Origin of the sequence: Mycobacterium sp. pUA109 (assembly GCF_041287095.1) — a bacterium.
Classification (GTDB): Bacteria; Actinomycetota; Actinomycetes; order Mycobacteriales; family Mycobacteriaceae; genus Mycobacterium.
In genome coordinates this window covers 115,548-128,866 of sequence record NZ_JBGGKS010000007.1, presented here as the reverse complement: position 1 = coordinate 128,866, position 13,319 = coordinate 115,548, and the positions used below count along the sequence as shown (strand labels likewise).

Annotated in this window: 11 protein-coding genes; 5 read left to right on the top strand and 6 right to left on the bottom strand. The window is 68.6% G+C overall.

Translation table 11 applies throughout. The features are described 5' to 3' along the window. Positions 1-105 precede the first annotated feature (105 nt). Together ACAG26_RS10480 and ACAG26_RS10475 are read right to left on the bottom strand one after the other, a co-directional pair. On the bottom strand, positions 106-882 hold the full coding sequence (locus tag ACAG26_RS10480; protein ID WP_370481871.1) for a site-2 protease family protein: 777 nt from the start codon (positions 880-882) through the stop codon (positions 106-108). Positions 883-932: 50 nt separating this feature from the next. Next, positions 933-1,511, bottom strand: a complete 579-nt coding sequence (locus tag ACAG26_RS10475) for a peptidase M50 (protein WP_370482108.1) — start codon at positions 1,509-1,511, stop codon at positions 933-935. Between the two features lie 167 nt (positions 1,512-1,678). Between ACAG26_RS10475 and ACAG26_RS10470 the strand changes: the two genes are divergently transcribed. The 5 genes from ACAG26_RS10470 (at position 1,679) to ACAG26_RS10450 (ending at position 7,248) form a co-directional block, all read left to right on the top strand. Next, positions 1,679-2,977, top strand: a complete 1,299-nt coding sequence (locus ACAG26_RS10470; protein WP_370481869.1) for an adenylosuccinate synthase — start codon at positions 1,679-1,681, stop codon at positions 2,975-2,977. Beyond that, a complete protein-coding gene (locus ACAG26_RS10465) occupies positions 2,974-3,612 on the top strand; it encodes a PaaI family thioesterase (protein ID WP_370481867.1) in 639 nt (212 codons plus the stop codon). Before ACAG26_RS10470 ends, ACAG26_RS10465 begins: the two co-directional genes overlap by 4 nt. A gap of 493 nt (positions 3,613-4,105) precedes the next feature. Beyond that, positions 4,106-5,452 carry a formate-dependent phosphoribosylglycinamide formyltransferase gene (gene purT, locus ACAG26_RS10460; RefSeq protein WP_370482106.1) on the top strand — a complete coding sequence of 449 codons (1,347 nt, stop codon included), beginning with the start codon at positions 4,106-4,108 and terminating at the stop codon, positions 5,450-5,452. A gap of 135 nt (positions 5,453-5,587) precedes the next feature. Continuing rightward, positions 5,588-6,031 carry a rhodanese-like domain-containing protein gene (locus tag ACAG26_RS10455; protein ID WP_370481865.1) on the top strand — a complete coding sequence of 148 codons (444 nt, stop codon included), beginning with the start codon at positions 5,588-5,590 and terminating at the stop codon, positions 6,029-6,031. After that, complete coding sequence (locus tag ACAG26_RS10450; protein WP_370481862.1) at positions 6,028-7,248, top strand: O-succinylhomoserine sulfhydrylase; 1,221 nt, start codon at positions 6,028-6,030, stop codon at positions 7,246-7,248. The genes ACAG26_RS10455 and ACAG26_RS10450 overlap by 4 nt, the downstream gene beginning before the upstream one ends. 75 nt (positions 7,249-7,323) lie before the next feature. Here the strand turns inward: ACAG26_RS10450 and ACAG26_RS10445 are convergent, their stop codons facing one another. The 4 genes from ACAG26_RS10445 to ACAG26_RS10430 form a co-directional block, all read right to left on the bottom strand. Continuing rightward, positions 7,324-7,629, bottom strand: coding sequence for a hypothetical protein (locus tag ACAG26_RS10445; protein ID WP_370481860.1), 306 nt, complete (start codon positions 7,627-7,629; stop codon positions 7,324-7,326). Between the two features lie 302 nt (positions 7,630-7,931). Then, positions 7,932-9,329, bottom strand: a complete 1,398-nt coding sequence (locus tag ACAG26_RS10440) for an NAD(P)/FAD-dependent oxidoreductase (RefSeq protein WP_370481859.1) — start codon at positions 9,327-9,329, stop codon at positions 7,932-7,934. A gap of 84 nt (positions 9,330-9,413) precedes the next feature. Next, the gene (locus ACAG26_RS10435) at positions 9,414-12,272 is read right to left on the bottom strand and encodes an aminotransferase class I/II-fold pyridoxal phosphate-dependent enzyme (RefSeq protein ID WP_370481857.1); all 2,859 of its coding nucleotides are present in this window, start codon (positions 12,270-12,272) and stop codon (positions 9,414-9,416) included. 139 nt (positions 12,273-12,411) lie between these two features. Then, positions 12,412-13,269 (bottom strand): SDR family oxidoreductase, encoded by an 858-nt coding sequence (locus ACAG26_RS10430; RefSeq protein WP_370481856.1) that lies wholly within the window; start codon positions 13,267-13,269, stop codon positions 12,412-12,414. Positions 13,270-13,319: the final 50 nt, after the last annotated feature.

Here is a 13,319-nt window from a genome sequence, read left to right as displayed (position 1 = left end):
ACCTTCTTGCGTTAGCTTCTTGCACCGAGATCGACGTTTTCGGGGCGTCCACTTGAACTTCTGCCCGGAAACGTCGATCTCGGCGCAACGGCGCAAGAAGGGCGATCAGAACCAGGCGCTCCAGAACCGGGTCAGGTTCATGCCCCAGCCCGCCAGGAAGCCGGGCACCCCGGACAGGTCGAAGAACCAGAAGACCAGCGCGAAAAACAGATGGTTGAGCTGCGGGGAGATCAACAGCACCAGCAGCGCCAACAGCCCCCACTGCTTGACCGGCTCCATGCTGTGCTGGGTCTGCGGGCTCAGGTGTGGTTCCAGCGCGCCGTAGCCGTCCAGGCCCGGCACCGGCAGCAGGTTCAACAGCAGCGCGGTGACCTGCAGGAACCCGAGGAACGCCACCCCGGACCAGAACACCACGTGCGCGGGGTGGAAAAACAGTCGGGTCGCCGCCAGCAGCAGCACGGCCAGCAGCAGGTTGGCCGACGGGCCAGCCAGGGCCACGATGCTGCGTCGCGTCGGGGTCATGAAGGAGGTCCGCACGTACACCGCCCCGCCGGGCAGCCCGATGCCGCCCAGCGCGATGAACAGCATCGGCAACCCCAGCGACAGCAGCGGATGGCTGTAGCGCAGCGGGTTCAGGGTGAGGTAGCCGCGCACCGCGACGTCGTGGTCACCGAACCGCCACGCGGTGACGGCGTGGCCGAACTCGTGCAGGCACAGCGACACCACCCAGCCGGCGATGACGAAGATGAACACCCCGACGTAGGCCAACACCTCGCCGAACGCGGCCCGCCAGGCCAGCGCGCCACCGGCCGCGGTGACCGCGAGGATCGCCAAGAAGATCGGGCTGGGACGCACCGACTCGTGTACCTGCCGGATGTCCACCTCACGAAACTACCGGACGGCACCCGACGGGCCGGTCCCGCCGCAGGGCGTCACCGCACCACCAGCCAGCCCTCGGTGTGCCGATAAAACGTCGACCGCTTCACCGCACGCCGGCCCGGTACCCCGTCGCGGACCACGTCGGCGCCGGTGCTGCCCAACTGGGCGGCCCGCCCCGACACCCAGCGCCGCAACCCGCCGGACTGCACCCGAGCCCGCAGCCCCGGCAGCGCGGCCGTCGGCTCGATGAACACCCCGGGCGCGTCGCCGTCGAACAACACCGTGTCGTCGACGATCGCCTCGCCGCGCAGCGACCGGTCGTCGCCGGCCGGCAGCCAGCGGGCGACGCCGACCAGCACCGTGCCGGTGTCGTCGCGGATCAGCGGCACCCGGTGCGCCGCACCGCGGCCGGCCCGGCGCGCCGCGCGGCGCCCGGCCGGCAGCCGGTAGGCCCGGGTGGCCGGGGTGGCTCGCCGCGGCACGTAGCCGACCTCGACGTCGAACGCCTCGGTCCGCAGCAGTCGGGTCAACACCGCCGCCAGGTCGGCGTCGGCGCCGACCACCACCAGCCGCCGATGGCCCTGCAGGGCGGTATCGATGCCGGCAGCGTCGTCGATGCGCTGCGCGGCCAGGTCGGCCAACGCGGTGGGCGCCTCCCGGTCGCCGAACAGCAGCACGGCGGTGTGTGCGGTGTCCACAATGGTGTTTTACCGGGTCGTCGCAAACCGCTGAGATAGGGTGGGTCACCGGCTGACCACAATAAGCGGGCTCAATACCCGCAGGAACGTAAGCGGGAGACATGCCGGCAATCGTCCTGATCGGCGCCCAGTGGGGCGACGAGGGCAAAGGTAAGGCCACTGACCTGCTCGGTGAGCGGGTGCAGTGGGTGGTGCGCTACCAGGGCGGCAACAACGCCGGACACACCGTGGTCCTGCCCACCGGGGAAAACTTCGCGCTGCACCTGATCCCGTCCGGGGTGTTGACCCCGGGCGTCACCAACGTCATCGGCAACGGCGTGGTGGTCGATCCCGGGGTGCTGCTCGACGAGCTGAAGGGCCTCGAGGACCGCGGTGTGGACACCTCCCGGCTGCTGATCTCCGCCGACGCCCACCTGCTGATGCCGTATCACGTGGCCATCGACAAAGTGACCGAGCGCTACCTGGGCAGCAAAAAGATCGGCACCACCGGCCGCGGCATCGGGCCGTGCTACCAGGACAAGATCGCCCGCATCGGGATCCGGGTCGCCGACGTGCTGGACCCCGACCTGCTGGCCCACAAGATCGAGGCCGCGCTGGAATTCAAAAACCAGGTGCTGGTCAAGATCTACAACCGCAAGGCGCTGGAGCCCGAGCAGGTGGTCGAGGACCTGCTGGCGCAGGCCGACGGCTTCCGGCACCGCATCGCCGACACCCGCCTGCTGCTGGGTGAGGCGCTGGACCGCGGCGAAACCGTGCTGCTGGAAGGCTCGCAGGGCACCCTGCTCGACGTCGACCACGGCACCTACCCGTATGTGACGTCGAGCAACCCGACCGCGGGCGGCGCGGCCGTCGGCTCGGGCATCGGCCCGACCCGGATCACCACCGTGTTGGGGATCCTCAAGGCCTACACCACCCGGGTCGGCTCCGGCCCGTTCCCCACCGAATTGTTCGACGAGCACGGCGCGTACCTGGCCAAGACCGGCGGGGAAGTCGGGGTGACCACCGGCCGGGCGCGGCGGTGCGGCTGGTTCGACGCCGTCATCGCCCGCTACGCCACCCGAGTCAACGGGATCACCGATTACTTCTTGACCAAACTCGACGTGCTGTCATCCCTGGAAACCGTGCCGGTGTGCGTCGGCTACACCATCGACGGCAAACGCACCGCCGAAATGCCGATGACCCAAAGCGACCTGGCCCGCGCCGAACCGGTCTACGAGGAACTGCCCGGCTGGTGGGAAGACATCTCCGGTGCCCGGGATTTCGACGACCTGCCGGCCAAGGCCCGCGACTACGTGTCCCGGCTGGAAGAGCTTGCCGGAGCCCCGGTCTCCTGCATCGGCGTCGGCCCCGGCCGCGACCAGACCATCGTGCGCCGCGACATTGTGCGGGGGCGGCGATGACCCTCGATCAGCCGGAGAACCTGGACCCCGACTACGGCAAGCACGGCGGTTTCCCCCGCTACGAGCCCGCCAAACCGGGCCCGGGGTTTGGCCGGTTCGTGGCGGCCATGCGCCGACTGCAGGACCTGGCGGTGTCCACCGACCCCGACGACGACACCTGGGACGACGCCGCCGGCCGGGTCGAAGAGCTGGTCAAACTGCTCGACCCGTTCCAGGCCCCGGAGGGCATCGCCCCGGCCGGGCGGGTGCCGGCGCTGCCCGGCATGGGCAGCCTGCTGCTGCCGCCGTGGCAGATCACCAAATTCGATCCCCACGGGGTGGAGATGCGCGGCCAGTTCAGCCGCTACTACGTGGGCGGCAACATGGCCGTGCACGGCGGGGTGCTGCCGCTGCTGTTCGACCATCTGTGCGGGATGGTGGTGCACGCCGCCCAACGCCCGATCAGCCGCACCGCGTTCCTCAAGGTCGACTACCGCAAGGTCACCCCGATCGACACCCCGCTGGTGGTGCGGGCCCGGGTGGACTCGGCCGAGGGCCGCAAGGCGTTCATCTCCGGTGAACTGGTCGACGGCGACGACAACCTGCTGGCCGAGGTGCACGCCCTGATGGTGCGCCTGCTGCCCGGTCAGCCGTAACGCACCCTCGGCTTAGCCCAGGTTGAGGGTCGCCTCTTCGAGGTCCAGGCCGTGCAGCGCCGCCCGCAGCACCTGGTCGTCGATGTGTCCGCGGTCGCGTTCGGCGATGAACCACCGGAATCAGCCCCACCGCGAGCCCGGCGACCACCAGCACCAACGGCGCGGACACGTTGTGTCGCCGGGCCAGCGCGGCCACCAGCACCGCCGCCACCAGCGGGGCCAACAGGGTGGGGTTCACGCCCTCCGACCTCCGTTCGTCACCACCGGGCCGATCGCACTTATCCTTGAGCAGCATGCAGCATCGCCTGCGCACGGGCGTAACGCGATGAACGAAGGTGAGGGTGAGCCAGTGGTGGAGGGCCGGACCGACCAGCCGGAGTCGCACGGACGGCACGAGCAGGCGGTGCGCGGCGACACCCCGGCCGCCGCGCCGACGCCACCCGCCGAGCCGGCCCCGGTCACCGAGGCCATCCCTGCCGCCGGTCAGCCCCCGGTGACCGACCCGATTCCGGCCGCTGAGCAGCCGTCGGTCACCGATGCGATTCCTGCGCCCGAACCGGCCCCGGTGACCGAGGCCATTCCGGCCGCCAAGGCGCCGCCGCGCGCCGACGATCCGCCGACCGATCCCGAACGCGCCCGTCGCACCCGGGTGATGCTGCTCGGTTCCGGGGATCTGGGCCGCGAGTTGGTGCTGGCCTTCCAGCGACTGGGTGTCGAGGTGGTCGCCGCCGACCGATTCGCCAACGCGCCGCTGCACGGCATCGCCGACCAGTCGGTGGTGGTCAAGCTGACCGACACCGACGAATTGGCCGCCACCATCGGCTGGCTGCAACCGCGGTTCGTGGTGACCGCCACCGACCTGGTGGCCACCGACGCGTTGACCGCCGCCAGCGAAACCGGGTTCACCCAGGTGGTGCCCAGCGTCCGCGGCGCCCGGCTCAGCACCGACCGGGAAGGGATGCGACGGTTGGCCGCCGACGAACTCGGCCTGCCCACCGCGCCGTTCTGGTTCGCCGGCTCGCTGGAGGAGCTGCGGGCGGTGGCCGAGCACGCCGGCTTCCCGATGGTGGTCAAACCCGTGGCGGCGTCGCACGGCGAGGGCGAGTCGGTGATGGTGCGCGCCGAGGATGTCGAGCCGGCCTGGCAGCGGGCGGTGTCCGCCGGTGACCGGGTCGCCCACAGCCGGGTGATGGCCGAAACGGTGGTGGAAGTCGACTACGAGGTCACCCTGCTCGCCGTGCGCAGCGAGGGCCCCGACGGGCCGACGCTGGACTTCTGTGCGCCGATCGGGCACCGGCGCATCGACGGCGCCGACGGTGAGCTGGTGGTGGAATCGTGGCAGCCGCAGCCGATGAGCACCGCCGCCCTAGACGCCGCCAAGTCGATTGCCGCCCGGATCGTTAAGGCGCTCGGCGGCCACGGCGTGTTCGGGGTGGAGCTGCTGGTCCACGGCGACGAGGTGTACTTCTCCGACGTCGCCGTGCGCCCCTATGACACCGCGCTGCTGACCCAGCGCACCCAGCGGCTCTCCGCGTTCGAGCTGCAGGCGCGGGCGATCCTCGGCCTGACGACCGACACGATCATGATTTCGCCGGGCGCCGCCCGGGTGATCTACTCCGGCCGCGAGGCGCTGGACGCCGCAGCCGACACCAAGCTGGTCACCGGTGCGCTGGCCGAGGCGCTGGCGGTTCCCGAAGCCGATGTCGTGGTGTTCGGGCACCACGAGGGGTATCCGCGGCGCCGACTCGGTGTGGCCGTCACCACCGCCTCCGACGTGCTGATCGCGCGGGAGCGGGCCGGTCACGCGGCGGACGCGCTGCGCAAGCTGTGGCCGTCGTGACCGGCGCTTAGCGTCGACGTGCGTTAATCCGCTGGGCAGCGCCGACGCCACCCGTGCCCGCGGCTTTCCGCGCCGGATGCCGCGGCTACGGTGTAGATGTTCAGTGCCCCTTGTTCCGATAGCGCGAGGTTCCAGTTGTCCGTTCCTGATAGCCCGGCGGTCGGGCCTTCCTACGCAGGAGATATCACGCCGCAGCAGGCCTGGGAGTTGCTCAGCGACAACCCGGAGGCGGTGCTGGTCGACGTGCGCACCGAGGCCGAGTGGCGCTTCGTCGGGGTGCCCGATCTGTCCGGGCTGGGCCGCGAGGTGATCTACATCGAGTGGAACCGCACCGACGGGCGGCGCAACGAGGACTTCGTCGCCGATTTGCTGGCCGCCGGGGTCACGCCGGGGGAGCGGCCGGTGGTCTTTTTGTGCCGGTCCGGGAACCGCTCGATCGGCGCCGCGGTGGCCGCGACCGCCGCGGGCATCGCCCCGTCCTACAACGTGCTCGACGGGTTTGAAGGCAACCTCGACGAACACGGCCACCGCGGCGGCACCGGCTGGCGCGCGGTCGGGCTGCCCTGGACGCAGTCATGAGCGAGCAGCCTTCGGTCCGCCGGCCGGACCCGCTGCCCGACGGGGTCAGCCAGGCCACCATCGGGGTGCGCGGCGGGGTGCTGCGCTCGCAGTTCGCCGAGACCTCCGAGGCGATGTTTTTGACCTCGGGCTACGTGTATGAGTCCGCCGAGGCCGCCGAGCAGGCGTTCACCGGCGAGGTGGACCGCTTCGTGTACTCGCGCTACGGCAACCCGACGATCACCATGTTCGAGGAGCGGCTGCGGCTGATCGAGGGCGCGCCGGCGGCGTTCGCCACCGCCAGCGGGATGGCGGCGGTGTTCACCGCGCTGGGTGCGCTGCTGGGTGCCGGTGACCGGCTGGTCGCCGCGCGCAGCCTGTTCGGGTCGTGCTTTGTGGTGTGCAACGAGATCCTGCCGCGCTGGGGGGTCGAGACCGTCTTCGTCGACGGCGACGATCTGTCCCAATGGGAGCAGGCGCTGTCGGTGCCCACCCAGGCGGTGTTCTTCGAAACCCCGTCCAACCCCATGCAATCGCTGGTCGACATCGCCGCCGTCACCGAGCTGGCACATGCGGCCGGAGCAAAAGTGGTGTTGGACAACGTTTTTGCGACACCATTGTTGCAGCAGGGTTTTCCGCTCGGGGTCGACGTGGTGGTGTACTCCGGCACTAAACACCTTGACGGGCAGGGCCGGGTGCTGGGCGGGGCGATCCTGGGCGACCAGGAGTACATCGACGGGCCGGTGCAGAAGTTGATGCGCCACACCGGCCCGGCGATGAGCGCGTTCAACGCCTGGCTGTTGCTCAAAGGCCTTGAGACCTTGTCGATTCGGGTGCAACACAGCAACTCCGCGGCGCTGCGGATCGCCGAGTTCTTGGAGCGCCACCCCGACGTGCGGTGGGTGCGTTACCCGTTCTTGGCGTCGCATCCGCAGTACGATCTGGCTCAGCGGCAGATGTCCGGTGGCGGCACCGTGATCACCTTCGAACTCGACGCACCCGAACACGCCGCCAAGCAGCGGGCGTTCGAGTTGCTGAACAAGCTGCAGTTGATCAACATCTCCAACAACCTCGGCGACGCGAAGTCGTTGATCACCCATCCCGCGACCACCACCCACCGGGCCATGGGTCCGGAGGGGCGCGCCGCGATTGGGCTGGGCGATGGTGTGGTCCGCATCTCGGTGGGGTTGGAAAGCACCGACGACCTGATCGCCGACCTGGATCAAGCGCTGGGCTAACGCCGGCGAGCAGACGCAAAAGTACCCGAAAACACCGGTTTTCGGGTACTTTTGCGTCTGCTCAGCGTCGGGGACTCAGGGGATCGGCGGGAGGCCGGGTGCGACCGGCGCGGGAGCGGGCTCCGGCTGACCATTGGAGTCCGCGTATTGAATGCCCTGATTGACTTGATCAATCGCCTGCTGCACCAGGTTGATCGCCTGCTCTCGATGCCCACCCTTGTCGGGTTCGGCCTGCTGCAGCTCGGACAGGCCTTGATTCAGGTGGTCTCGGGCGCTGACCATGTGCTCCTGGATCGCATACGCCGTACCGGCGCCGATCAAGCTGAAACTGGTTGCTGTGAGGGTCCCGGCAACCGCTAACCGAAACTTGGAGATCTGCATAACCGGTCCTTTCCTGTGGTTTCGACGGCGTCGTGGCCGGCTGACGGCGGAGTTTATCGGGCTGCGCCGGGCGCTGGGGGCCAATACGCAAAACAAATGTCGACGCGATGAGCATGCCCAGAACCGAAAATATTTGCGGCGCCGTGAATTCGGTTGCCGGTATCGCACCCTGGCGGTTGCATCCTGAAATCGACCGAGCAACGTGTTGAGATTGCGGCTGTGGTCGCGATTTTCCAAAAATCGCGACCACAGCCGCAATCTCAACGCCACCCCCCTGCTTGGGCGTCTGCCCGGCGGGAGAACTAGCCGGCTTCTTGCTCGGCGTGTTCGGCTTGTTCGGCGGCGGCCAGCGCCCCGCGTTGTTGTTCGGCGACGCGGTTCATCGCCAGTCGGGCATAGACCATTTGGCTGGTGATCGCCATCTGCCCGCGCCCGCGGCCCAAGAAGGTGATGAACCAGGCGATGATCGTGGTGATCCGGTTTTTGTGCCCGATCAGGTAATACAGGTGCAGCACCAGCCAGGCGAACCAGGCGAAGATACCGCCGAACTCCAGCTTGCCGATCTGCGCGACGGCGTCGAACCGGGAGATCGTCGACATGCTGCCCTTGTTGAAGTACTGAAACGGGGCGCGCTGGGCGGGATCGTCGTGGCCTTTGAGGGAGCGCTTGATCAGCTTGGTGGCGTAGTGTGCGCCTTGGATGGCGCCTTGGGCCATCCCGGGCACCCCGTGCACGTTCATCAGGTCGCCGATGACGAACACGTACGGATGGCCCTTGACGGTCAGATCGGGCTCAACCAAAACCCGTCCCGCGCGGTCGGTTTCGGTGCCATCGGCCTGCTCGGCGATCATCTTGCCCAACGGGCTGGCCTGCACACCGGCCGCCCACACCTTGCACGCGCAGGGGATGCGATGCTCGCCGCCGTCTTTTTCCTTGATGGTGATGCCCTGGTAGTCGACGGCGGTCACCATCGCATTGAGCCGGACCTCCACCCCGAGCTTCTCCAGTCGGCGCTGCGCCTTGCGGCCCAGCTTCTCACCCATCGGCGGCAACACCGCCGGGGCGGCATCGAGCAGGATCACCCGGCAGTCCCGCGGCTCGATGGTGCGAAACGCGCCGGCCAGGGTGCGCTCGGCGAGTTCGGCGATCTGCCCGGCCACCTCCACCCCGGTCGGGCCGGCGCCGACCACCACAAACGTCAGCCGGCGCTGCCGCTCGGCGTGGTCGGTGGCGACCTCGGCCGCCTCGAACGCGCCCAGGATCCGGCCGCGCAACTCCAGCGCGTCGTCGATGGTCTTCATGCCCGGCGCGTAGGTGGCGAACTGGTCGTTGCCGAAGTAGGACTGCTGGGCCCCGGCGGCCACGATCAGGCTGTCGAACGGCGTGACGGTGCGCATGTCGATCAGCTTCGAGGTCACCGTGCCCGCGGTCAGGTCGATGTTTTCCACGTCGCCGAGCAGTACCCGGGTGTTCTTCTGTTTGCGCAGGATCAGCCGGGTGGCCGGGGCGATCTCGCCTTCGGACAAGATCCCGGTGGCCACCTGATACAGCAACGGCTGAAACAGGTGGCTGGTGGTCTTGGAGATGACGGTGACCTCAGCGTCGGCCCGTTTGAGCGCTTTGGCCGCGGTCAGACCGCCGAACCCGGACCCAATGATGACGACACGATGACGTTGCGGCACAACCGAAGGCGTGCTCATAGTGCTCCTTCACTGTCGGCGGTACTGCTCCAGGCGGCCGGCGGGCCGAGGACTGCTGCCCCCGATCTAAGCAGAATCACGACCTCATTGGCCAGGCCCGATGGCCTGCGCGGTCCCGGACCCGGAGCCGTTGCCCACGGTGCGCGCACGCGGGGGCCGGGACCGGCGCGGGATGTCCGACTTCGGTTGGGCGACAACATGTTCACCGAGCCGACTCCAGGGCCGGGCATGGGCCTCGGTCATCTCCAGCGCCTTTGTGGTGTACACGCGGTAGCCGAGATGCGGCTTATACCCGTGGATTTCGGGGGTATCCAGGCTGGCGATGAACGACAGGATCTGCTGGCTGAAGACCTGCCCGGGCACCAGCACCGGGAAGCCCGGCGGATAGGGGGTGACGAACGTGGCCGACACCACCTGCTGGCCGGACTCGATCCGGTCGGTGACCTCCTCGGAACTCAGGTATTCGCACAGGCTGTCGTCGTAGCCGAGGTAGAAGGCGCGGCGCACATCGCCGTCGGGGGTGGCGCTGCCATCACCGTTGCGCTCTAAGAAGGCGGGGTGGAAGCCGCTGAAGTCGGGCAGCGGCGCCGACGGGTTGGTCAGCCGCTGCACCGCCCGCTCGTGGCGGGCGCGTTCGTTGAGCCCCATGTCGGTGATCCGGTCGTCGAGCTCGTGGGCGAACTTGACCAGCACCTCCACCAGGTAGGCCACCGAACTGCGGGTGGTGCCGATGTTGGTCATAAACAGCACGGTGTTGCGGGAGGTTTTGTTGATCTGCACGCCGTAGCGGTCCATCAGCTCGGCGCGTTTGAAGGTGTCGCCGTCGATCCCGGTGGGCCCCACGTACAGCGTGATGCGGCTGGGGTCCATCACGAACTCGTCGTGCTCCCACGCGGTGGCCATATTGCGCAGCCCGCTGCGCAGCGGCTGGTCAATCGCCGACGGGCGGAAGGTATCCGGGATCATCTCCGCCGTCGACAGGCAGTGCATGTAGCGGCTCAGCAGCGGGTGGTTGTCGATCGCGTCGCGCAGCTGCATGGCGTTCTCGACCTGCTTTTGCACTAGCTCGACGCCCTCCAGGTCGGCTTGGCGGCGCCCGACGTCCAGCGAGGCCAACACCTGATAGTTGGGCGAGGTGGAGGTGTGCGCCATGTAGGCCTCGTGGAAGGTCTCCTGCACCTTCTGGTCGAAATCCTGGTCGAAGACGTGGATCATCGACCCCTGCCGCAGCGAGGTCAACGTCTTGTGGGTGGATTGGGTGGCGTAGACCCGCACCCGGGCCCGCGCCGGGTCGGGCATCAGCCGGGTCGCCAGCAGCGTCGCAGCGTCGGCGCCGGCCATCGTCGCGGCGTGGGCCTCGTAGCCCTGCCGGTACTCGGGGCTGCGCAGCCGTTCCCGCAGCGCCCGCGCCGAATACATGGCGGTGCGCGTGCGGTAGATGTGGTGGAACCGGGCGAAGGCGAACCACGCCTCGTCCCACAGGAACGCCAGATCGGGCTTGATCGCCAGGCATTCCTCCATCACCCGCTGCACGTCGTAGACGATGCCGTCGAAGGTGCAGTTGGTCAGCATCACCAGCTTGACCCTCTCCAGCTTGCCGGCGTCGCGCAGCGCCAGCAGCCGGGACTTGATCTCGTGCAGCGGCACCCCGCCGTACATCGAATACTGGTTGAGCGGGTACGCATCCAGGTAGGTGACCTGGGCGCCGGCCATCATCAGCCCGTAGTGGTGGGATTGGTGGCAGTTGCGGTCCACCAGCACGATGTCGCCGGGCGCAATCAGCGCCTGCGCGACGATCTTGTTGGCGGTGGAGGTGCCGTTGGTGACGAAGTAGGTCTGCCGGGACCCGAAGGTGCGCGACGCCAGCGCCTGCGCGTCGCGCAGCGGCCCGGTGGGCTCCAGCAGCGAGTCCAGTCCGCCGCAGGTGGCCGAGGTTTCGGCCAGGAACACCTCCAGCCCGTAGAACCGGACCATGTCGTTGATCCAGTGCGAGTTGACGATCGACTTGCCCTGCGAGATCGGCAGCGCGTGGAACACCCCGGTCGGGCGGTGACTGTATTCGCGCAGCGCGGAGAAGAACGGCGTCCGGTACCGGGCGGCGACCCCGTCGAGCAGGCACAGGTGTAGGTCCAGTGAGCCCTCCCCGGCGTGGAAGACCCGGCGGAAGTGTTGGCCGAGCCGGCCGGCGACGTCCTCCACCTCGATCTCGGTCATCAGGTACAGATCCAGCTCGGGCCGGGTGTCGGCCAGCGACCGAGCCAGGATCTGGGCGCGTTCCTCGGGGGAGTGGTCGGCCAGGTCCTCGGCGACGTGCGCGTCGACGAACTCGGCCAGCGCCGACAGGTCCCGCCGGGAGCGGTGCGAGAACCGCCGGCGGATCACGCAGGCCTGCAGGTTAACGTTCAGCCGGGCCGCGATCACCGCCTCGTCGCCGCTGCCGACCACGACAAGTTCGTAGATGAACTGGTCGTCGGCCCGCCGCCAGCTGCGCACCTCCTCGCGCAGCTCCCGTTCCTGCACCTCGGTCATCGTCTCGACGACCAGCACCTCGAAATACGGGCGCGCGGAGCGCTCCGGGCGCAACACCACGCTGGCCTCGGCCTCCTCCTCGGTGTCGATGAGGGAGGCCAGGCTGCCGCTGCGGTAGGACTCGGTGACCAACGCCCGGTTGATCCGAGCCACCGTGCGGGCGAACTTGCCGTAGCTGCCGGTGGCGAACAGCCGTTGGGTCTGGCCGAACACCGCGGTGCCGGGAAACGCCCAGTAGCGCTCGTAGGGGCGCAGCTGCGCCACCAGGCCGTCGACGGTGTCGATCAGCGGTTGGATATCGCGGCCATGCCCGGCGGCGTTGGCCAGCCGCTCGCTGGCCTCCTCCAGCCGGCACCAGGCGTCGGCCCGGAACTGCCAAACACTGTTGTACGCCCGCGGATTCACCTCAGCCATGACAGCCTCCCCTGACTCGGCTATGGGCCCAGGCTAGGCCGATATCCCAGTTCAGGAATGGTTTTGGCCAAGCCCACCGGATGCCCGCCGGGTTGACGGAGACGTTGATTTAGGTGGTGGCGCGGACCAGCGGCAGGACTCAGTCCTGGTGCTCGATGACGCCCTGCGCGTGCTGGGCGCGCTCCTCGTAGGCCTGACGGGCGGTGTTGTCGAAGTCCAGGAAGATCCGGTCCAGGCCGAGCCGCTTGTTCATCCAGCGCCGCCCGCGCGGCCCCAGCATCGAGGCCAGCGCGGCGGTGAAGCGAATCGGGGTCGGCACCGACACGTGCGTCTTGGGTTTGTCCAGGGCCTTGACGATGGCCGCGGCGATCTCTTCGGGTTCCACCGGTTTGCTGGCCGCGGTGGTTTTGGTGCCGGAGATCAGCTCGGTGTTGGTGAACGGCGGCATCACCACGGTGACGTCGACGCCGTGCGGGGCGAACTCGTCGGCTAGCGCGGTGGACAGCCCGACGACCGCGAATTTGGCGCCCACGTAGACCACCTGGCCCGGGACCGGGATCATCCCGGACATCGAGGCGATGTTGATGATGTGTCCGCTGCGGCGCTTGACCATGTCGGGCAGCACCAGCTGGCAGCCGTTGAGCACGCCGTAGAAGTTCACCTCGATCGCCGAGCGGATCGACTGCTGGCTCTGCTGCAGGAACGGCCCGATCGGCATCACCCCGGCGTTGTTGATCAACACGTCGATGTGGCCGCCGCCGTCGGCGCGGGCCTTGTCGAGGAAGGCCGCGAACGACTCGCGGTCGGTGACGTCCAGCGGGTGCCCCGACACCGGGCCCAGGCCGCTGATGTCGGTGATGGTCTTCTCCAGCACATCGAGATCGCGGTCGCCGATGACCACCCGGGCGCCGCGGCCCAGCAGCGCTTTGGCGGTGGCCAACCCGATCCCGCGCGCGGCGCCGGTGATGGCGATGGTCTTACCCCTGATGTTGTCCATGCGGCCGAACTTTACACGTGTCAAATCCGGCCGGGCAGGGGTGCCGGGTC